This window comes from Marinobacter sp. (genome assembly GCF_041686475.1).
Lineage (GTDB): Bacteria > Pseudomonadota > Gammaproteobacteria > Pseudomonadales > Oleiphilaceae > Marinobacter.
Genome location: NZ_JAWLDU010000001.1, coordinates 1 through 19,557 on the forward strand (window position 1 = coordinate 1; position 19,557 = coordinate 19,557).

Consider the following 19,557-nt stretch of genomic DNA (forward strand, 5'->3'; position numbering starts at 1 on the left):
GCCGGGCAGTGCCAGCAGGACGCTGTTGGCGAATGCGTACAGAGTGCTATCAAAACGATCATGGCCGACGTTGCCAACGTATTGACCGTTGCCATCCTAAGATTAGCCTATTCAGGGCGGGGCAGGAATGATCTGCCGGAATCAGCAGTTACCGCAGCCAGTTGCGCAGCTTGACGACAAGCACTTCCGCGTCTGTCAGGTCGTCTCTGCGGGCAAGAAGTTCCGCCAGGACATCCGGCCTGTCGGTAATAATATTGTCCACGCCCATATCGATAAAACGCGACATGGCGTCCGGGTTGTTGACGGTCCACACGTGAAGTTCGTTGCCTGATTGGCGGGTCCTTGCAACCGCAGTCGGTGTGACCCTGTTCTGCCGCAGGCCAAGGATGTCGAAGTTCTGTTCCCAGAGCGGGCCGACAATGAATTGCGCCAACAATGTGGTTTTCAATGCTGGTTCCAGGCTACGCACTTCCGCCAGCACGTACCACTCGGCGGCGGCGATCACCGTGCCGTCAACAGCGTCCATTTGTTGTAGCAGGCGAACAACCTCGCTGGTCAGTTCCGGCGTGGCCGGATCAGGTTTTATGTCGACATACAGGCTGGCTCTGCCGCGAGTGGTGGTAATCACCTCCTCGAGTGTGGCTATTCGCTCGTTACTGAACTCAGGGCCGAACCAGGAGCCCGCGTCCCGCTCGCGGGCTTCTTCCAGGGTAATATCGGATATTTTGCCATCCAGCCCGAATACACGCCTCATATCGGCATCGTGCCAGAGCACCGGTACGCCATCGGCGGTCATGCGAACATCAATCTCGATGTAATCGGCTCCGTCCTCAATGGCCTGCTCTATAGCGCTCATGGTGTTTTCCGGGGCCTTGAAGGCGCTGCCCCTGTGGGCCGTTATCGAGACCTCGTCCTGTTGTTCAAAGGATTGCAGTACCAGCCAGGCCTGGCCAACGGCCAGAACAATAACCAGGATCTCAGCCGTCCAGGCCAGGGGGCCTGCCTTCCCGGGCAGACCCTTTATGGAAACGCGCTGGTGATGGCCGGTTGCACGGCGATAGACGCTGTAGATCAGCATGCTGTAGGCGGCAATGCCGGCAAATGCCAGTGTTATGGTCAAAAAGATATACAGAGCCACGAAGGCGAGAGTGACGGGCATGAGCAGGTCCATCCGCTCCGGTAACCGGGGCAGCAGTTGGCTGCCGATGCCCTGAAACACAAGAGTGATCAGGACCGGGAGTACGACCAGCCCGGCAAGGCCTGCGATCAACGCGCCTGTGGCGGGCAGACGTTGACCGTGCACATAATGATTGCTCAGTTTGAGTGCCTCTCTGGCGCCGTGCCCATCCAGCAGCACCAGGGGAACAGAAAGAATCCATCGCAGGTACAGCCAGCCATTGCACACCGCGATACCAATTGCGGCTATCGCAGAGATGCCCATGAACCACCAGACAACCGGTGGCCGCTCCAGGCGCAGATAATAGACATCGTGGGGTGATAGCAGAAACTGATAGGCGATGATCACGGCAAGCAGAAACGGCATTGCTACCATAAGGTGGCCGGTGACCTGCAACAGGGCAAGAGCCGACAGCTTCCTCAAATGACGGGCAACTGCCCATAGTGCCGACAGCGCGATCCGGTATTCCCGGTGCCCTCTGGATGCCGCAATCCACGTCATACCCGCCTGCTGCAGGATTACCAATAGTGTGGCAATAGTCGCCGTGGCAGCAAGCCAGAAAAGGCCTCCTGGCGAGAGCACGAACTGCACCAGGCCGCCGGTACTGATCGCGGCCTGGCCTGTGACCGGGCGCAGCGTTGCCAAAGCACCCGAAAACAGAGGGGTTAGTGCGGCAAGGATCAGGCCGGTGAAAAACAGATAGAACGTTAGCAGACTCCGGCGATGAGTGTGCAGAAAAGCCAGGGTATGCAGGGCAAGAATCTTCATTTCTGCTTCACGGGTTCTCGACAGGTTTCATATACGCAGCGTTATTGAACAGCGCTGTACGCTCCTCAAATGTCAGAAAAGGATCAATATCTGTCTGTTCCAGTGAGCCGAATAAACGTTCCGGATTGAAGTTCCATGTGCTGCAGTTGGTCATCAGTTCACTGCAGCTCAGCAACTGCCCGGATTCCCTGAGGAAGTATTTCAGCCCTGTGTAGGTATCCGCAAGCAGCAGGTCGCGTTCAGCGTCCTGTTGCTCCACAAGCAGGCTACGGCCGATCATGTCGCCGGTTTTCCGGCCCAGCCCGGTGATATCCAGTATTGTTGGAGGAACGTCTATCTGGGCCACTATCTGGTTCTCGGGGGCATACTGCTCGAGGGAGTCGTCGCTGGGAGGCCTTACCGCAAGGACCCCGACGTTGCTGTTCAGGGGTACGGACTCCGGATCCTGCCTGATAAATCCGCCGGATTCGTCGGAAGTGAGAACCACCAGGGTGTTATCAAGGATCCCCTCGGAGGCAAGGATATCCAGGAATTCGTTTAGCGACTCTTCCATGGTTTTCATGGCTTTTCGACGTGCTTCCTGGGGTTCTGCCTGAGCAAGTTCCCCAAGGTTTTCAGTGTTGAAATCCCCCTCCGCTTGCTCTTCTCCGGTATTGAACGGATGGTGGGTGCCCACGTTCAGCAGAGTCACCATCCATGGGGAGGATGAGGAGTCCAGTTCGCGAATCCGCTTACCGATGTTGCTGAAATAGACAGGGTCGGGTGGACCCCATCCTTCTACCTCCTCACCCTCACTAACGAATACTTCGGCCCCGGTCACTTCGCTGAAACCAACCCGCGGCATGAAATCGCCTTTCTTCATGTAATCCAGCGGGGCAGCCTGCCAATAGGCCGTGCTGTAACCGTTTTCCTGAAGTCTTGCCGGCATACAGTCGGGACTGGCACGGTCTTCGGCCACATCGACCATTTTCTTGGATTGCCTGCGGAAATCGGGATACTCACCGCAGAGAATGGAAAAAGTCCCTCTGTCTGTTTGCCGCTCCATGCTCAGGGCATTCCGGTAAATGCGGAATCCATGCTGTTCGAGATTCTCCTCGAGACGGTTGAGTTCAACGGATGGATCGAGGTTGTGATACTCACTCACGCTTGGAAAATAGCCCGCTGACAGGCCCTCAATCATGATCAGCAACACATTGGGCTGATTTTCAACGTCGGGTGCTGCCACCTGCTGGTGAAAGAAGTTGGTGTCATCCCGGACGTCCTGCGGGCTTTCCACCTGTTCATTATCTTCCCCCACCCCGGCCGTAAACGGACTGGCCACAGCACCGGGAATCTGGGAGAAAAAGCTGGCAACAAGATTGTTGGTCGGTGTTGTCAGGCTTTGAAAAGAAATGGCATAGGCTGATACCAACAGCACGGCAAACACCACCAGCCCCTTTCCGCCCGCCAGGGGCTCGGGTACCAGCCTGCGGTGCAGCCTGTGGAGTACCCAGGCCAGCACAAGGTAGACCGGCAGCAGAAGAGAGTGCTTGTTGATCAGGCTTCCGGTCACAAAGGTGGGGTCCACACCCTTGCCGATAAGCGACAGCTGGAAAAGAGTGCCATGGACGGTCAGATGCATGCCGGCCACGAAGGCCGCACAGCCCAGCAGGACTACCAGCAGCGTCCTGAAAACGCCAGCCGATATACTCAGCAGAACAGCGAGCACCAGCGCACCGGCAATATCACTTGCAACCATGCCGGCCGGGTTTGGCCAGATACCACTCTGTAATATGTGACTTACCCTGATGACGAGCAGCCAGCTCAGCGCCAGGAAAACAGTCTGTGCGAAGCGCCGGGAGGCGAGTCCTGAAAAAAATGTCATAGCGTATTCCGATGGTTGCCACGAATTACGGCTGCCAATGCTTTGGTGCGTGGCAACATTACTGTAAAACAGGGTATCCCCACCGGCTGGAGGCTGGCAATGTCGCGCTTCAAATATGAACCTCTGTTAATCGGGTTGATGCTCCTGTTGCTTTTGACGGGGTGCCTGCATGTCAGTGATAGATCGGATCTTGACGTTGAGCTCTCGCCCGCCGAATTGACCTGGATCGGCGACCAGGTTTTCCGCAATGAGTGTGCCGGCAGGAAAACCTGCCTGGTCCACTGGAACGAAGGCGAGGCCTTTCCATCGCTGGGAATCGGACATTTCATCTGGTACCCCACAGGCGTGGACGGGCGTTTTGTGGAGAGTTTCCCGGAGCTGATCCAGTTCATGCGGCAGCAATTGGTGCCGCTTCCTGAATGGCTGGGCGATCTGGATCCGTTCGATGCACCATGGCCGGATCGTGACGCTTTCATGAGGGCAGATAACGAAAATTTAAACAATGAAGAGCTCGAGGCAAAGATTGCCTCGCTGAGAAGTTTTTTATGGGCTACACGCGGGGTCCAGGCGGAATTCATTGTGGATCGCGCCAGAAGCGCTCTCGAGCGAGTCGTGGCAGCGGCTCCGGAGTCCAGCAGGGAAACAATTCACAATCAGTTACGGCAATTGATAGCGACGCCCGGCGGGGCGTATGCGGTTATTGATTATGTCAATTTCAAGGGCGAAGGGCTGTCAGCCCGGGAAACCTACCAGGGGCGGGGTTGGGGTCTTCTTCAGGTGCTGCTTGCCATGCCTGAGAGCGATGATTCCGTTCTGGCCAACTTCAGAGTGGCGGCAGAAACTACCCTTACGCGGCGCGCAGAACTTGCCCCTCGGGCCATAGAGCGCGAAAGATGGCTGCCGGGCTGGTTGGCACGGATCGATACATATCGGGAGCCAGGGTAGGGAGTATCGGCTTAGGATACAGAAAATGTCCTGAAAACTGGTTCATTTTCTGAACTACTTCTATTTTATATAGGAGCGTTCAGAAATGCCGGCTCCCGAGCCTTTGCTGGCGCCAGTGCCCTGAATCAAGGCATTGATCGCACCGTATCGTGGCCTGTTGGTGTTGTCGAGGAATGCTTATGGAAAAACAAATACTATAAATCAATGAGTTAGTGCGGCTGGCTCGTAAATTGCTGGCGGTCAGTTGCTCCTCTAACCAACGGAATTTCGGAGAAATCAGAATGAATAATACCAAGTCGATTGCCGTCGGCGCTGTCATGTTGTGCGGATTATTTAGTGTGTCAGCGGCTAACGCAGCCAAGACACTTGAAGATGTCAAGGAGAATGGCCACCTTCAGTGTGGTGTGACCACCGGCCTCCCGGGCTTTTCACAGCCAGACGACAAAGGTAACTGGACAGGCATCGACGTTGATACCTGTCGTGCCGTAGCTGCAGCCATCTTCGGTGACGCGCAAGCTGTCGAGTTCACGCCGCTGACGGCGAAGGAGCGCTTCACTGCTTTGCAGTCTGGCGAGATCGACATGCTGTCCCGGAACACCACCTGGACGCTGACCCGTGACGCTTCCCTGGGCCTCAACTTTGCGGGTACCAACTACTACGACGGCCAGGGCTTCCTGATCAACAAGGATATCGGTGTGGATGACGCTAACCAACTGGACGGTGCGACCATCTGTATCCAGTCTGGCACCACCACCGAACTGAACCTGTCGGATTATTTCCGCTCCGAGGGCATGGAATATCAGGCAATCGTATTTGATACCTCCGAGCAGACAGTCCAGGGCTTCTCAGCCGGGCGCTGTGACGTTTTGACATCTGACCGGTCCCAGTTGGCGGCGCTGCGCTCAAAACTGTCGGATCCGGACTCTGCCAAGATCCTTCCGAATACCATTTCCAAGGAGCCCCTTGGTCCAGTCGTCCGTCAGGGTGACGATCAGTGGTTCAACATCGTCAAATGGGTGTTGTCCGTTCAGATCAACGCGGAGGAGCTGGGTATCACCAGCGACAATGCCGACGATATGCTGAAGTCAGACAACCCGGGTATCCAGCGTCTGCTGGGCACCGATGGCGACATGGGTGAAAAGCTCGGATTGCCGGATGATTTCGGTTACCAGGCGATCAAGCTGGTTGGCAACTATGGCGAAATGTACGATCGCAACGTTGGCCCGGACACCCCGCTCGGGCTGGACCGTGGTCTCAACGCTTTGTGGACAGACGGCGGTGTGCTCTACGCTCCGCCGGTTCGTTAAAGCCTGAAAGCTTACAGCGGGTGGTGCAGGTCTCTGCCAGCCCGCTGTGCTTGTGACCTGTTTCATCGCGGTTCAGCTTTCCGGGAAACACAATGAAAAAACCAACGATCGATTCGATACCTGCGGCCCCCAAGCCGTGGTACGACCCCCGAGTACGCTCAATCTTCTTTCAGTTTATTGCCATTGCTCTGGTCTTCTGGGGTGGGTGGACACTGGTTGATAACACGCTTTCCAATATGGAAAGCCGGGGCATAAGTACCGGCTTCGGATTTCTCGGTGAGACCGCAGGCTTCGGTATCATCATGTCATTGGTGCCCTACGATTCCACCATGACCTATGGGCGGACCTTTGTTGTAGGCCTGACAAACACCCTTCTGGTCTCAGCCATGGGCATAGTAGCGGCCACCATTATCGGCTTCATCGTTGGTGTGGCCCGCCTGTCAAGTAACTGGCTGGTGGCCAAGCTGGCACTGACCTATATCGAGATTATCCGTAACATTCCTCTGCTGCTGCAGATATTTTTCTGGTACTTCGCCGTTCTTGGCAGCCTGCCGGCGCCCCGTCAGAGCATTGAAGTGGGCGGAGTCCTGTTTCTGAACGGTCGCGGCTTATACCTGCCGGAACCGATACTTCAGGAAGGTTTCGGCGTGGTCTGGGCCTCCATCATTCTGGCTATAGCCGCAGTTACCGGTTTGCGGATCTGGGCCAAAAGGCGCCAGCTTGCCACTGGTCAGTTATTCCCAATGTTCCGGGTGGGGGTCGCGATCCTGGTGCTTGTACCTTTGCTGGGCTACATGGCTGGCGGTGCTCCGCTGGAATGGGATATGCCCGAACTGCGCGGGTTCAATTTCGGTGGTGGTATCGCCATTATCCCCGAACTTGCCGCCCTGTGGGTTGCACTGTCTCTTTACACCGCCAGTTTCATTGCCGAGATCGTGCGCTCCGGTATCGTCGCGGTCAGTAAAGGCCAGACCGAGGCGGCGAAAGCTCTGGGCCTGCCGAACGGACTTACGCTGCGCCTGGTAGTGATTCCACAGGCCATGCGAGTGATCATTCCGCCGCTGACCAGTCAGTACCTGAATCTGGCAAAGAACTCATCACTGGCAACCGCCATCGGTTACCCGGACCTGGTGGCGGTGTTCATGGGCACAACCCTGAACCAGACCGGTCAGGCGGTGGAAGTGGTGGCCATCACCATGGCGGTGTATCTCACCATCAGTCTGTCAATTTCCCTGTTTATGAATATCTATAACAGGGCCGTGGCAATTAAGGAGCGATGATGGCTGAGTCAATGTTAAAACCACCGAAAGTGGCCGTAAGCCCTTTAGCCTGGATGCGCCAGAACCTGTTTTCAAGCTGGTATAACAGCCTGCTCACCATTGTCGTGGGCTACCTGTTAGTGACCAGCGTTGGCCCACTGTTCAGCTGGCTGTTTTTCGAAGCGACGTTTCAGGGCACCGATTCCAGCGACTGCGCGGGAACCGGCGCCTGCTGGCTGTTTATCAGTCAGCGGCTGAATTTTTTCATCTACGGGTTCTATCCGGATGAACTCCAGTGGCGGGTCGACATCATGTTCGGGCTGCTGGCGGTCTGCTTTGTTCCGCAGTTCATTGAACGCTTTCCGGGGCGCAAATGGTTCGGGATATTTGGTCTGACCGGCCTGCCGGTTATCGGCTATTTCCTGATCCCGGGTGGAAATTTTGGCCTGGAGGAAGTAGGCAGTTCCAAATGGGGCGGCCTGATGCTGACGCTGATCCTGGCGTATATCGGGATTATTGCCTCTCTGCCCATTGGTATCCTGCTGGCCCTGGGGCGGCGTTCTGAAATGCCGATCATTCGCGGTATCAGCGTCGTGTTTATCGAAGTCTGGCGGGCGGTGCCTCTTATCACGGTGCTGTTCATGGCGTCGGTCATGCTGCCGCTGTTTTTGCCGGACGGCATGAACTTTGAAAAACTGCTGCGGGCACTGATTGGTATCACGCTCTGGCAGTCGGCTTACATGGCAGAGGTTATCCGTGGGGGGCTACAGGCCATCCCGAGAGGTCAGTATGAAGCCGCGGATGCGCTCGGGCTGGGCTACTGGAAAAAGACGGGACTGATTATTCTGCCGCAGGCACTGAAGATGGTCATCCCGGGCATCGTCAATACCTTCATCTCGCTGTTCAAAGACACCACCCTGGTATTGATAATCGGCCTGTTCGATATTCTCGGCACCGTGCAGTCAACGGTGACTGATCCCGCCTGGCAGAATGTAGCTACTGAGGGCTATGTCTTTGTGGCTTTCTGTTTCTGGGTGTTCTGCTTCGGCATATCCCGTTACAGCCAGAACCTTGAACGTAAACTAGACACCGGTCATAAGACCTGATGGGTACGACTATGACAGAGCAAACTCAGACTGTAGATTCGATGACGCCTGTTCCGAGTCAGAAAGACGACAGTTCCGCCATCATCCGGGTTGAAGGGATGAACAAATGGTACGGGGATTTTCACGTCCTCAAGAACCTGAATCTGGATGTCCGGCAGGGTGAGCGCATCGTCATCTGTGGCCCCTCAGGGTCCGGAAAATCGACGTTTATCCGTTGTATCAACCGGCTGGAGGAGCATCAGCAGGGCAGGATCATTGTCGATAACATCGAACTGACGGATGATATTCGCAATATTGACACGGTGCGCCGCGAAGTCGGCATGGTGTTCCAGCATTTCAACCTGTTTCCACACCTGACCGTGCTGGAGAACTGCTGTCTTTCGCCTATCTGGGTTCGCAAGACCCCGAGAAAAGAGGCGGAAGAAGCAGCGATGAAGTATCTGGAGCGGGTGAAAATTCCGGATCAGGCCAACAAGTACCCGGGCCAGTTATCCGGTGGCCAGCAGCAGCGTGTGGCGATTGCCCGGGCTTTGTGCATGAAGCCGAAAATCATGCTGTTTGACGAGCCCACCTCAGCGCTCGACCCGGAGATGATCAAGGAAGTGCTGGACGTGATGATCGAGCTTGCCGGCAGCGGTATGACAATGATCTGCGTGACCCACGAGATGGGGTTTGCGAAAACGGTGGCAGACCGGGTGATATTCATGGACGCCGGAGAAATTGTTGAACAGGCGCCGCCAGAGGAGTTCTTTACCAATCCGCAGGAACCAAGAACCCGGAAGTTCCTGGAGCAGATTCTGCAGCATTAACCTGGGGCTGGGTTTGGAGGCTGGCCATGGGGCGGGGTGCCTTTTCTGCCGGGAACAAAGGTGTCTGAGCGCAGCGAGTTCTTTTTCCCAGAAGAAAAGGCACCCCGCCCCATGGCCAAGGTTCAGCTATGGTGCAGGAGCCTTTGTTGATAGGCGGTGCTTTTGGAGGGTTGGTGGGTGATCCGGATTGACCTCCAGCCACCAGACGTTTTCATCCCAGTCACCCAGCACAATTCTTTTGGCCGGCTTGCCGCCGGCTTCCAGTTCATGAATCGCCGGGCGGTGGGTGTGGCCGTGGATCAGGCGTTGCACCCCGTGAGCCTCCATTGCTTTAACCACCTCATCAGGGGTTACGTCCATGATGAACTCTTCCTTGCCCTTGTTCTTGGCCATGCTGATTTCCCGCAACTGGCGGGCCATCTGCTGACGCTCCGCCAGGGGCCGCTGCAGAATCATCTGTTGCCATTGGGGGTCACGCATGTTGGCGCGGAATTTCTGGTATTCCACATCCGCAGTGCACAGGCTGTCGCCGTGCATCAGCAACGTGGGTGTACCGTAAAGGTCTACCACCGTGGGATCATCCAGCAGAGTGGCGCCGATACGGCCGCAGAAGTCTTCGCCAATCAGGAAATCCCGGTTGCCATGCATCAGGAACAGTTCCGTGCCGGATGCCGATACCGCGCGCAGGGCGTCCGCCACCTGTTCCTGTAATGGCGTTCGTTCGTCGTCACCGATCCAGGCTTCGAAAAAGTCTCCCAGGATGTAGAGCTTTTCCACACCCCGTGCCTTTTCTTCCAGAAAAGCCAGGAACGCGTTGGTAATATCCGGCCGCGACTCTTCCAGATGCAGATCCGAGATGAACAGCGTGGTCACGCCGTGCCTCCATCCTCTACAACTTCGGCTTTCTCAATCACTACGTCGTCAGCAGGAACATCCTGATGACCTGAACGCATGGTGGTGCGCACCGAGCGAATGGCGTTGACGGTATCCATGCCTTCCACAACCTTGCCGAATACACAGTAACCCCAGCCTTCGGCGTTCTCGGCGGTATGGTCGAGGAAACCGTTGTTCTCGACATTGACAAAGAACTGCGCAGTGGCGGAGTGGGGGTCCATGGTGCGGGCCATGGCGACGGTGCCCTGCATGTTGCTCAGGCCATTGTTGGCTTCATTGCGAATGGGCTCGCCGGATTTGCGGGGGATCATTCCCGGCTCGAAACCACCGCCCTGAATCATGAAGTTGCTGATGACACGATGGAAAATCAGGCCGTCGTAGAAGCCGTCGCGAACGTACTGTTCAAAGTTTCTGGCCGTCTCCGGGGCGTTGTCGTAATCCAGTTCCAGTTTGATATCACCGTGAGTGGTTTTCAGCAGAATCATCAGGGTTTCCTGTTCATATGGGTATAAGAAGCGTCGTTGGCGTTATTGTACTGAAGAGTTTGTACGCGTGCATGAGTTAGGCAAGGATTTGTGAGTATAATACGCGGTTTCAGACCCACACCCTATGATTGAGATTGTATGAGCGCCGAGTCAAAGAAAGCCCATAACTTCATCCAGAGCCTGATTGAAGACGCCATTGCCAAGGGCGAGCACACAGGCAAGGTAGTGACACGGTTTCCGCCGGAGCCCAACGGTTACCTGCACATCGGTCACGCCAAGTCGATCTGCCTGAACTTCGGCATTGCCGAAACGTTTGACGGTGTGTGCACTCTGCGGTTTGACGATACCAACCCGGAAAAGGAATCCCAGGAGTACATTGACGCCATCAAACAGGATGTTCACTGGCTGGGTTACGAATGGGCAGGCGAGGTGCGCTATGCCTCGGATTATTTCGACGCCATTTACGATTTTGCCGTTGAGCTGATTGGAAAGGGCAAGGCCTACGTGTGCGCGCTGACTGCCGACCAGATGGCCGAATACCGCGGCACCCTGAAAGAGCCGGGACAAAACAGCCCGTACCGGGATCGTCCGGTGGAAGAAAATCTGCAGCTGTTCCGGGACATGCGCGACGGCAAATACCAGAACGGCGAACTGGTACTGCGTGCCAAAATCGACATGGCGTCCCCGAATATCAACATGCGGGACCCGATCCTCTACCGGATTCGCTACGCTGACCACCACCAGACCGGCGACAAGTGGTGCATCTACCCGATGTACGACTTCACCCATCCGATTTCCGACGCCATGGAGGGGATTACTCACTCCCTGTGCACGCTGGAATTCGAGGACCATCGGCCGCTTTATGACTGGGTGCTGGAAAACATCACCGCCCCCTGCCAGCCGCGCCAGATCGAATTTGCCCGGCTGAACCTGAACTACACCATTACCAGCAAGCGCAAACTCAAGCGCCTGGTGGATGAAGGCTTCGTGGACGGCTGGAACGACCCCCGTATGCCCACCATTTCCGGCATGCGCCGCCGTGGCTATACCCCGGAGTCGATTCGTACTTTTTGCGACATGATTGGCGTCAACAAGGCTGGCGGCACCGTGGATATGGGCATGCTGGAGCACGCTATACGCGAAGACCTGAACACCCGCGCACCCCGCGCCATGTGCGTGATGCGCCCGCTGAAGGTGACCCTGACCAACTACCCGGAAGACAAGACCGAAACCCTGGTGCTGCCGCTCCACCCCCAGAACCCGGACATGGGCGAGCGGGAAGTAACCTGGAGCCAGACCCTGTACATCGACCAGGAAGATTTCGCTGAAGAGCCACCCCGTAAATGGAAACGTCTGGCACCAGATCAGGCGGTGCGCCTGCGTGGCGGTTATGTAATGACCTGCCGCGAAGTTATTCGCGACCAGGCTGGTGAGATTGTTGAGCTCAAATGTGAGTACGACCCCAACACTCTGGGCGTAAACCCCGAAGGCTATAAACCCAACGGCGTGGTTCACTGGGTGTCAGCGACGGACAGCGTTGAAACGGATATCAATCAGTACGACCGGTTGTTTAACCACGAGTCGCCGGACAGTGACAAAGAAACGGATTTCGTCGACTCCATCAATCCCGAATCATTGGTTGTTCTGAAAAACGCCAGAGTAGAGAAGAGCTTGGCCACGCCCAGGACGGACCTGCCATATCAGTTCGAGCGTGAGGGTTATTTCTTCTGTGATCAGGAGTTGACCCACACGGCAGGCCGCCCGGTCTTCAACCGTACAGTGACCCTCAGGGATTCCTGGGGCAAGGGTAAATAAGGTTAGACCTTGGGGGCAGGGACCAGTCGGGTAGGGCCTTCCGGGACACGCCGTGAATACGTCCCTGTAGGCTCGTAAAAAACATCCCTGTTTTTTACGGTCCCGGAAGGCCCTACCCGACTGGTCCATCAAATTTCGGTGATACATTCATTTGAACTTTTAACGAGCGTAGCGTGATTAGAATCTACAACACCCTTAGTCAGAAAAAGGAAGAGTTCAAACCCATTGAGCCCGGGAAAGTCCGCATGTATGTCTGTGGCATGACGGTTTATGACTACTGTCATCTGGGGCATGCAAGGGTGTTGGTGGCGTTCGACGTTATTACTCGATACTTGCGTCATCGCGGCTATGACGTTCACTACGTTCGCAATATCACCGATATTGACGACAAGATTTTGCGCAGGGCTGAAGAGAATGGCGAGGTGTATTCGGACCTGACCGCCAGAATGATTAAAGCCATGCACGAGGATGAGGCCAAGCTGGGAGTTCTCTCGCCAACGGAAGAGCCGTGCGCTACCGAGTACATCAACGAAATCGTTGCCATGATTCACAAACTGGTCTCAAGTGGCCACGCCTATCCCGCTGACAATGGCGACGTCTACTTTTCTGTGGAGTCGTACCCGGACTACGGCAAGCTCAGCAAGAAAAAGCTGGAGGACCTGGTAGCCGGTGCCCGAGTCGACGTTCAGGAGGCCAAGCGCAGCCCCGCCGACTTTGTGCTGTGGAAAGCTGCGAAACCGGGTGAGGTGAGCTGGCCATCGCCCTGGGGTGACGGCAGGCCGGGCTGGCACATCGAATGCTCCGCCATGTCCAACCGGTGCCTGGGAGAGACCTTCGATATCCACGGTGGCGGGCCGGACTTGCTGTTTCCGCACCATGAGAACGAAATTGCCCAGTCCGAGTGTGCCAACGGCCATACCTTTGTGAATACCTGGATGCACGCCGGTGCCATTCGGGTGAACAAGGAGAAGATGTCCAAGTCCCTGGGCAACTTCTTTACCATTCGCGAGATCTTCGAGAAGTACGCGCCTGAAGTGGTGAGGTACTTCCTGGTTTCCAGTCACTACCGCAGCCAGGTGGATTACTCGGAAGAGAATCTGGCCGAAGCGGGCCGCACCCTTACCAGGTTGTACCATGCCCTGCGCGGTCTGGTGCCTGCCAAGAATGTACCGCAAACCGGGCACGATCGGCGTTTTGCAGAGGCCATGGATGATGATTTCAATACCGCCGGCGCGATTTCGGTTCTGCATGCCGTTGCCAACGAGATCAACCAGCACCGTCGGGAAGGTCGCGACGCTGAGGCCAGCGAGCAGGCTGCCGTACTGGTGCGGCTCGGGGGTATCCTCGGGCTGCTGCAACAGGACCCGGAGGCTTTCTTCCAGGCCGATACTGCCGGTGAGCTCAGTGCTGACGAGATCGAGGCCATGATCCAGGCCAGGGCGGATGCACGGACGCAGAAGAACTTCGCTGAAGCTGATCGCATTCGTGACGAGCTGGCGGACAAGGGCGTCATTCTGGACGACAGCCGTGAAGGCACCAGCTGGCGCCGGGGATAAACTCAGCTCCATCGAAAGTCGGGGTGGTAGGCGCGGGAATGACCTTGTAGGCAAATTCCCGTACAATGGCGCCCTCGAATTACAACGGCCCTTCCGGGGAAACCCGCTGAGAGGGCAGGGAATACAGTAACCCACTGAGGCAGACAACGATGACAGAACGCGTACAAGTCGGCGGCCTTCAGGTCGCGAAGAACCTGTTCGATTTCGTTAATAATGAAGCGATTCCGGGCACCGGTGTCGACGCTGATAAATTCTGGGGCGAGTTCGACAAGATTGTTCACGAACTGGCTCCCCGCAACAAAGAGCTGCTTGCCAAGCGCGATACCATTCAGGAAAAGATGGACTCCTGGAATCGTGACCACAAGGGTCAGAAGCTCGATATGGCCGAGTACAAGTCGTTTCTGAAAGACATCGGCTACCTGGTCGACGAGCCAAGTGATTTCAAGATTTCCACCTCCAACGTGGACCCGGAAGTGGCCACCATGGCTGGTCCTCAGCTAGTGGTTCCGGTGATGAACGCCCGTTTTGCCCTGAATGCGGCTAACGCCCGATGGGGCAGCCTGTACGACGCGCTCTATGGCACGGATGTCATTTCCGAGGAAGATGGTGCCGAGAAGGGTCGTGGTTACAATCCGGTGCGTGGTGCCAGAGTTATCGAATTTGCCCGCAACCTGTTGGACAGCTCGGCGCCACTGGCTTCCGGTAGCCATAAGGATGCCGCGCAGTATCTGGTTGAGGATGGCAGGCTGGTGGTCAAGCTTCAGAACGGTGAGTCCACTGGTTTGAAAGACGAATCCGGTTTTGTCGGCTATACCGGTGCAGCAGATGCGCCTACAGGTGTGTTGCTGGTGAAGAACGGCATGCACTTTGAGATTCAGATCGATGCCAGCCATCCGATCGGCAAAGATGATGGTGCCCATGTCAAAGACGTGCTGATGGAATCGGCGCTGACGACCATCATGGATTGCGAGGATTCCGTTGCGGCCGTAGACGCGGATGACAAGGCGCTGGCCTACCGCAACTGGCTGGGCCTGATGAAGGGCAATCTTGAAGAGACCTTCGAGAAAGGCGGTCAGCAGATGACCCGCAAGATGCATGAGGACCGTGCCTATTCCAAGCCCGCCGGTGGCGAGCTGGTACTGAAGGGTCGTAGTCTGATGTTTGTGCGCAATGTTGGCCATCTGATGACCAACCCGGCCATCCTGCTGAAAGATGGCAGCGAAGTGCCGGAAGGCCTGATGGACGGCCTGTTGACCTCGCTGATTGCGATTCACGACCTGAAGGGCACTGGCAAGCTTCAGAACAGCACCGCGGGCTCCGTCTATATCGTCAAGCCGAAAATGCATGGCCCGGAAGAAGTGGCGTTCACCAACGAGTTTTTCGGTCGTGTGGAAGACGCTCTGGGTCTGCCGGCCTTCACCCTGAAAGTCGGTATTATGGACGAGGAGCGTCGCACGACCGTTAACCTCAAGTCCTGCATCCATGCCGCGAAAGAGCGCGCAGTGTTTATCAACACCGGCTTCCTGGATCGCACCGGTGACGAAATCCACACCTCCATGGAGCTGGGACCATTTATCCGCAAGGGTCCGATGAAGCAGGCTGCCTGGATCCAGGCCTACGAGCAGTGGAACGTGGATATTGGTCTGGAAACCGGCTTCCGTGGCGTTGCCCAGATTGGTAAAGGCATGTGGGCCATGCCGGACCTGATGGCTGGCATGCTCGAGGCCAAGATTGGTCACCCGAAGGCCGGGGCCAACACCGCATGGGTCCCATCGCCGACCGCGGCTACCCTGCACGCCACCCATTACCATCAGGTGAGCGTTGCCGATATCCAGAAAGAACTGGAAAGCCGCACGCGCGCTGACCTGGACGATATTCTGACCGTGCCAGTCATGGACGATCCCAAGTCCCTGTCCGCCGAAGAGATTCAGCAGGAGCTGGACAATAATGCCCAGGGTATTCTCGGGTACGTGGTGCGCTGGATCGACAGTGGTGTAGGTTGCTCCAAGGTGCCGGACATTAACGACGTTGGCCTGATGGAAGACCGCGCCACACTGCGTATCGCCTCACAACTGCTGACCAACTGGCTCTATCATGGCATCTGCAGTGAAGAGCAGATTCACGAGACCATGAAGCGCATGGCGGCGGTTGTGGATCGTCAGAACGCTAACGACCCAACCTACCGCGACATGGCACCGCAGTTCGAAGGCAGCATCGCCTTCCAGGCCGCCATGGATCTGGTACTGAAGGGCCGCGAGCAGCCGAACGGCTACACCGAGCCGCTTCTGCACGCCTATCGTCTGAAGGCGAAGGAGAAGTACGGGCAGTAAGCGTCCGGACATCAAAAACCCCGCAGCTGCGGGGTTTTTTGTGAGTGGGGTTTTGGGGGTAATCCGACAATACAACTCAATCGTTATGCAACTCATTCGCCGCATAAAGCGTATTCTGCAACAACGTCGCAATCGTCATCGGCCCAACGCCGCCCGGAACCGGCGTAATATAATCAGCCCGCTCTGAGGCAGTCGCAAAATCAACATCGCCTCGCAACTTGCCATCTGCCATCCGGTTGATGCCCACATCAATCACGGTCGCTCCGGGCTTGACCCATTCGCCCTTGATCAGCCCCGGTTTGCCAACCGCAGCAATCAGGATATCTGCTTCTCTCACGAACTTTTCCAGGTCATCGGTAAAACGGTGGCAGACGGTAACGGTGGCGCCCTTGAGGAGTAGCTCCATGGTCATCGGCCGGCCAACGATATTCGACGCACCCACTATAACCGCTTGCTGTCCCTTGTACGGGGTATCGATGCTATCCAGCAGGGTAATGACACCTGCGGGTGTGCAGGGCCGCAGGGCGGGCTTGCGCTGGACCAGGCGGCCGATGTTGTAGGGGTGGAAGCCGTCCACGTCCTTGTCCGGGCGGATTTTTACCAGAATGGGGTCGGCATCCATGTGAGCTGGTAGCGGAAGCTGTACCAGGATTCCGTCTATGTCAGGGTTCTCGTTCAGCTCGTCGACCAGAGCCTCCAGGGCCTCCTGAGAGGTATCCTCTGGCAGGTCGTAGGAAAGCGACATGATACCGGCTTCATCGCAGGCCTTGCGCTTGTTGCCCACGTACACCTGTGAGGCCGGATCATTGCCCACCAGCACAACAGCCAGCCCCGGGGGACGAAGCCCTTGCTGTTTCCGGGCTTCGGTTCCTGCCGCAACCTGCTGTCGAACCGTCGCGGCGATGTCTTTTCCGTTAATCAGTTTGGCGCTCATGTCTTTGTCTTGTCGGTTGTGCGAAAATAAAGGCGTCGCATTGTCTCATGCTTGGGACCTGCCGCCAATCGGTGAGGAAAAAGCCCAAATGCGTGTTGACGGACCGGTCCGGCGCCGGTAATATGCGCGCCAACTTTGCTGAGGTATCTGTTGTTCAGTTCAGACGGGGTATAGCGCAGTCTGGTAGCGCGCCTGCTTTGGGAGCAGGATGTCGGGAGTTCGAATCTCTCTACCCCGACCACTTTCTGGATATTCAGGTGGGCGAACGGTTTATGCGCCCGTAGCTCAGCTGGATAGAGCATCGGCCTTCTAAGCCGGTGGTCGCAGGTTCGAGTCCTGCCGGGCGCGCCATACCGCAGACGGTTTGAACCGTCCCGGAGACACCGAATCAGCAAAGTTAGTTTGGAACACATGTCGGGGCTGTCCCGGCGGTAGTCTGGATGTGGTGGACGTAGCTCAGTTGGTAGAGCTCAGGATTGTGACTCCTGCGGTCGAGGGTTCGATCCCCTTCGTCCACCCCAATTTTCCCGAATGATTCACGGTTGATTTCTGCACCTGCGGGATTCTACGCTTGTGTTCAAGCCTGTGGATTCGCGCACCGTGTGCGAGCGTGGCGGAACTGGTAGACGCGCTGGATTTAGGTTCCAGTGGGGCAACCCGTGAGAGTTCGAGTCTCTCCGCTCGCACCATTTTTACCCTTCGGTTTTAATCCCTGTTTTCTTTTCCTGGCCCATCAGTAATCTACCGTCGCAAAAGAGCCTTTATCGAGTGATTCTCTCGGCATGGCAAACCGTGATAAACTACCCGCTTTTAAATTTGCGTCCTTTTCCGGGAATTCGCCCAGAACAGGACTTTTGGTTTTATTTTCATTCACATACCGAACCTGTAATTTGAGGATCTTCCATGCAAGTGTCTGTTGAAACGACCTCCAACATCGAACGTCGGATGACGATTGGTGTGCCCGCCCAGGAAATTGACCAGGCGGTCCAGAAACGCCTGCAGGAAACCGCACGCACAGTAAAAATGAACGGTTTCCGTCCGGGCAAGGTGCCCATGAGTGTGGTGAAGCGTCGTTTCGGTGCCAGCGTCCGCCAGGAGATTGTTGGCGAAGTCATGCGCGATAACTACATAAAGGCACTGCAGGAGCAGGATATCAATCCGGCAGGCTGGCCCAAGTTCGAGCCGAAAACCATGGAAGAAGGCAAGGACCTCGAGTTTGTTGCCATCTTCGAAGTACTTCCGGAAGTCGAGCTGGGTGATTTCAGCAGCATCTCCGTAGAAAAGCCGAAGGCCGAAATTACCGAGAAAGATGTCGATACCATGATCGACAATCTGCGTCGCCAGCAGGCCACCATGAAATCCGTCAAGCGTAAGTCCAAGAACAAGGACGTGGTGCTGATTGATTTCAGAGGGTTCGTCGACGGCGAAGAGTTCGAAGGCGGAGCCGCCGAGAATCATAAGCTGACCCTGGGTTCCGGTCAGATGATCCCCGGTTTCGAGAAAGGCATCGTTGGCGGCAAGGCCGGCGAAGAGCTGGAAATCGAAGTAACCTTCCCGGAGGACTACCAGAACGAAGAACTGGCAGGCAAGCCTGCGAAGTTCGAAATCAAGATTCATGAAGTTCAGGAGCCGCAATTGCCGGAACTGGACACCGAGTTTTTCAAGAAATTCGGCATTGACGCGGAAGACGAAGCTGCTTTCCGTGAAGAAGTACAGAAAAACATGGAACGGGAGCTGAAGCAGGCAGTCTCCAATAAGGTCAAGAATGACGTTGTTGAAGGGTTGCTGGAAAGCACCGAACTTGAAGTGCCCACGGCCCTGGTTGACCAGGAAATCGATCGTCTGCGCCAGGACGCCGTGCAGCGCTTCGGTGGTCAGGTTGACTTCCAGCAGCTGCCCAAGGAAATCTTTGAGGAGCAGGCGCGCCGCCGTGTGAAAACCGGTCTTCTGTTCCAGGAAGTGGTCAAGCAGAATGACCTGAAGGCAGATCCTGCTAAAGTGGATGAAAAGATCCAGGAAATCGCATCAACGTATGAACAACCAGAAGAAGTTGTTGCGCATTTCAACAGCAACCCCGAACAGAAGCAGCAGATCGAGTCGTCTGTGCTTGAAGATGCGGTCGTTGATCTGGTTCTGGATAAGGCCCAGGTCAATGAAAAGAAGCTCAAGTACGAAGAAGCCATTCAGGCCGGCCAGCAGCAACAAGGCTAGAGAGTGCGGGGGCGCTTTGACAGTCCCCGGCACGCCTGACAGAGAAGCAGCCGGTACGCCCGGCTGTTTTCATCTTGGCCCTGTGCTGGCACAGTAA

The 19,557-nt window shown here is 56.2% G+C and carries 14 protein-coding genes and 4 tRNA genes; 13 read left to right on the top strand and 5 right to left on the bottom strand.

The genetic code is table 11. The annotated features are described in order from the left end of the window. Positions 1–148: 148 nt before the first annotated feature. Positions 149–1,945, bottom strand: coding sequence for a glycerophosphodiester phosphodiesterase family protein (locus ACESMB_RS00005; protein WP_372926099.1), 1,797 nt, complete (start codon positions 1,943–1,945; stop codon positions 149–151). Between the two features lie 7 nt (positions 1,946–1,952). After that, positions 1,953–3,809, bottom strand: a complete 1,857-nt coding sequence (locus ACESMB_RS00010) for an LTA synthase family protein (protein WP_372970641.1) — start codon at positions 3,807–3,809, stop codon at positions 1,953–1,955. A 99-nt stretch (positions 3,810–3,908) separates the two neighbouring features. On the opposite strand from ACESMB_RS00010, the gene ACESMB_RS00015 reads away from it, so the two are divergent. From ACESMB_RS00015 to ACESMB_RS00035, 5 genes are all read left to right on the top strand, one after another. After that, positions 3,909–4,754 (top strand): hypothetical protein, encoded by an 846-nt coding sequence (locus ACESMB_RS00015; RefSeq protein ID WP_372970642.1) that lies wholly within the window; start codon positions 3,909–3,911, stop codon positions 4,752–4,754. Positions 4,755–5,071: 317 nt separating this feature from the next. Next, a complete protein-coding gene (locus ACESMB_RS00020) occupies positions 5,072–6,061 on the top strand; it encodes an amino acid ABC transporter substrate-binding protein (protein WP_372926124.1) in 990 nt (329 codons plus the stop codon). A gap of 92 nt (positions 6,062–6,153) precedes the next feature. Next, the gene (locus tag ACESMB_RS00025; protein ID WP_372970643.1) at positions 6,154–7,341 is read left to right on the top strand and encodes an amino acid ABC transporter permease; all 1,188 of its coding nucleotides are present in this window, start codon (positions 6,154–6,156) and stop codon (positions 7,339–7,341) included. Then, positions 7,341–8,426, top strand: coding sequence for an amino acid ABC transporter permease (locus ACESMB_RS00030; protein ID WP_372926103.1), 1,086 nt, complete (start codon positions 7,341–7,343; stop codon positions 8,424–8,426). Before ACESMB_RS00025 ends, ACESMB_RS00030 begins: the two co-directional genes overlap by 1 nt. Before the next feature lie 41 nt (positions 8,427–8,467). Continuing rightward, positions 8,468–9,235 carry an amino acid ABC transporter ATP-binding protein gene (locus ACESMB_RS00035; RefSeq protein WP_372926125.1) on the top strand — a complete coding sequence of 256 codons (768 nt, stop codon included), beginning with the start codon at positions 8,468–8,470 and terminating at the stop codon, positions 9,233–9,235. A gap of 126 nt (positions 9,236–9,361) precedes the next feature. On the opposite strand, the gene ACESMB_RS00040 is transcribed toward ACESMB_RS00035, so the two are convergent. Beyond that, positions 9,362–10,108: a UDP-2,3-diacylglucosamine diphosphatase gene (locus ACESMB_RS00040; RefSeq protein WP_372926104.1), complete on the bottom strand. Its 747-nt coding sequence runs from the start codon at positions 10,106–10,108 to the stop codon at positions 9,362–9,364. Further along, positions 10,105–10,614: a peptidylprolyl isomerase gene (locus tag ACESMB_RS00045; RefSeq protein ID WP_372926105.1), complete on the bottom strand. Its 510-nt coding sequence runs from the start codon at positions 10,612–10,614 to the stop codon at positions 10,105–10,107. Before ACESMB_RS00045 ends, ACESMB_RS00040 begins: the two co-directional genes overlap by 4 nt. Positions 10,615–10,752: 138 nt before the next feature. Between ACESMB_RS00045 and ACESMB_RS00050 the strand changes: the two genes are divergently transcribed. The 3 genes from ACESMB_RS00050 to ACESMB_RS00060 all read left to right on the top strand — a co-directional run bounded on the left by ACESMB_RS00050 (position 10,753) and on the right by ACESMB_RS00060 (position 16,315). Further along, positions 10,753–12,429: a glutamine--tRNA ligase/YqeY domain fusion protein gene (locus ACESMB_RS00050; RefSeq protein ID WP_372970644.1), complete on the top strand. Its 1,677-nt coding sequence runs from the start codon at positions 10,753–10,755 to the stop codon at positions 12,427–12,429. Positions 12,430–12,602: 173 nt separating this feature from the next. Then, complete coding sequence (gene cysS, locus ACESMB_RS00055) at positions 12,603–13,985, top strand: cysteine--tRNA ligase (protein ID WP_372970645.1); 1,383 nt, start codon at positions 12,603–12,605, stop codon at positions 13,983–13,985. 149 nt (positions 13,986–14,134) lie between these two features. After that, positions 14,135–16,315: a malate synthase G gene (locus ACESMB_RS00060; protein ID WP_372970646.1), complete on the top strand. Its 2,181-nt coding sequence runs from the start codon at positions 14,135–14,137 to the stop codon at positions 16,313–16,315. Between the two features lie 76 nt (positions 16,316–16,391). Here the strand turns inward: ACESMB_RS00060 and folD are convergent, their stop codons facing one another. After that, positions 16,392–17,249, bottom strand: a complete 858-nt coding sequence (gene folD, locus ACESMB_RS00065) for a bifunctional methylenetetrahydrofolate dehydrogenase/methenyltetrahydrofolate cyclohydrolase FolD (RefSeq protein ID WP_372970647.1) — start codon at positions 17,247–17,249, stop codon at positions 16,392–16,394. Positions 17,250–17,413: 164 nt separating this feature from the next. Between folD and ACESMB_RS00070 the strand changes: the two genes are divergently transcribed. The 5 genes from ACESMB_RS00070 (at position 17,414) to tig (ending at position 19,460) form a co-directional block, all read left to right on the top strand. Next, positions 17,414–17,490 (top strand) — tRNA-Pro (locus tag ACESMB_RS00070). Between the two features lie 33 nt (positions 17,491–17,523). Next, positions 17,524–17,600, top strand: a tRNA-Arg gene (locus ACESMB_RS00075). 94 nt (positions 17,601–17,694) lie between these two features. Continuing rightward, positions 17,695–17,770: transfer RNA gene (locus tag ACESMB_RS00080), tRNA-His, on the top strand. Positions 17,771–17,853: 83 nt separating this feature from the next. Further along, positions 17,854–17,938, top strand: a tRNA-Leu gene (locus ACESMB_RS00085). A 214-nt stretch (positions 17,939–18,152) separates the two neighbouring features. Then, complete coding sequence (gene tig, locus ACESMB_RS00090; protein ID WP_372926110.1) at positions 18,153–19,460, top strand: trigger factor; 1,308 nt, start codon at positions 18,153–18,155, stop codon at positions 19,458–19,460. Positions 19,461–19,557 lie beyond the last annotated feature (97 nt).

Excerpts from the sequence above, each read along its gene's own strand:
- ACESMB_RS00005 (WP_372926099.1), bottom strand. The coding sequence starts at position 1,945 with ATGAAGATTCTTGCCCTGCATACCCTGGCTTTTCTGCACACTCATCGC.
- ACESMB_RS00010 (WP_372970641.1), bottom strand. The coding sequence starts at position 3,809 with ATGACATTTTTTTCAGGACTCGCCTCCCGGCGCTTCGCACAGACTGTT.
- ACESMB_RS00015 (WP_372970642.1), top strand. The coding sequence starts at position 3,909 with ATGTCGCGCTTCAAATATGAACCTCTGTTAATCGGGTTGATGCTCCTG.
- ACESMB_RS00020 (WP_372926124.1), top strand. The coding sequence starts at position 5,072 with ATGTTGTGCGGATTATTTAGTGTGTCAGCGGCTAACGCAGCCAAGACA.
- ACESMB_RS00025 (WP_372970643.1), top strand. The coding sequence starts at position 6,154 with ATGAAAAAACCAACGATCGATTCGATACCTGCGGCCCCCAAGCCGTGG.
- ACESMB_RS00030 (WP_372926103.1), top strand. The coding sequence starts at position 7,341 with ATGGCTGAGTCAATGTTAAAACCACCGAAAGTGGCCGTAAGCCCTTTA.
- ACESMB_RS00035 (WP_372926125.1), top strand. The coding sequence starts at position 8,468 with ATGACGCCTGTTCCGAGTCAGAAAGACGACAGTTCCGCCATCATCCGG.
- ACESMB_RS00045 (WP_372926105.1), bottom strand. The coding sequence starts at position 10,614 with ATGATTCTGCTGAAAACCACTCACGGTGATATCAAACTGGAACTGGAT.
- ACESMB_RS00050 (WP_372970644.1), top strand. The coding sequence starts at position 10,753 with ATGAGCGCCGAGTCAAAGAAAGCCCATAACTTCATCCAGAGCCTGATT.
- ACESMB_RS00060 (WP_372970646.1), top strand. The coding sequence starts at position 14,135 with ATGACAGAACGCGTACAAGTCGGCGGCCTTCAGGTCGCGAAGAACCTG.
- folD (WP_372970647.1), bottom strand. The coding sequence starts at position 17,249 with ATGAGCGCCAAACTGATTAACGGAAAAGACATCGCCGCGACGGTTCGA.
- tig (WP_372926110.1), top strand. The coding sequence starts at position 18,153 with ATGCAAGTGTCTGTTGAAACGACCTCCAACATCGAACGTCGGATGACG.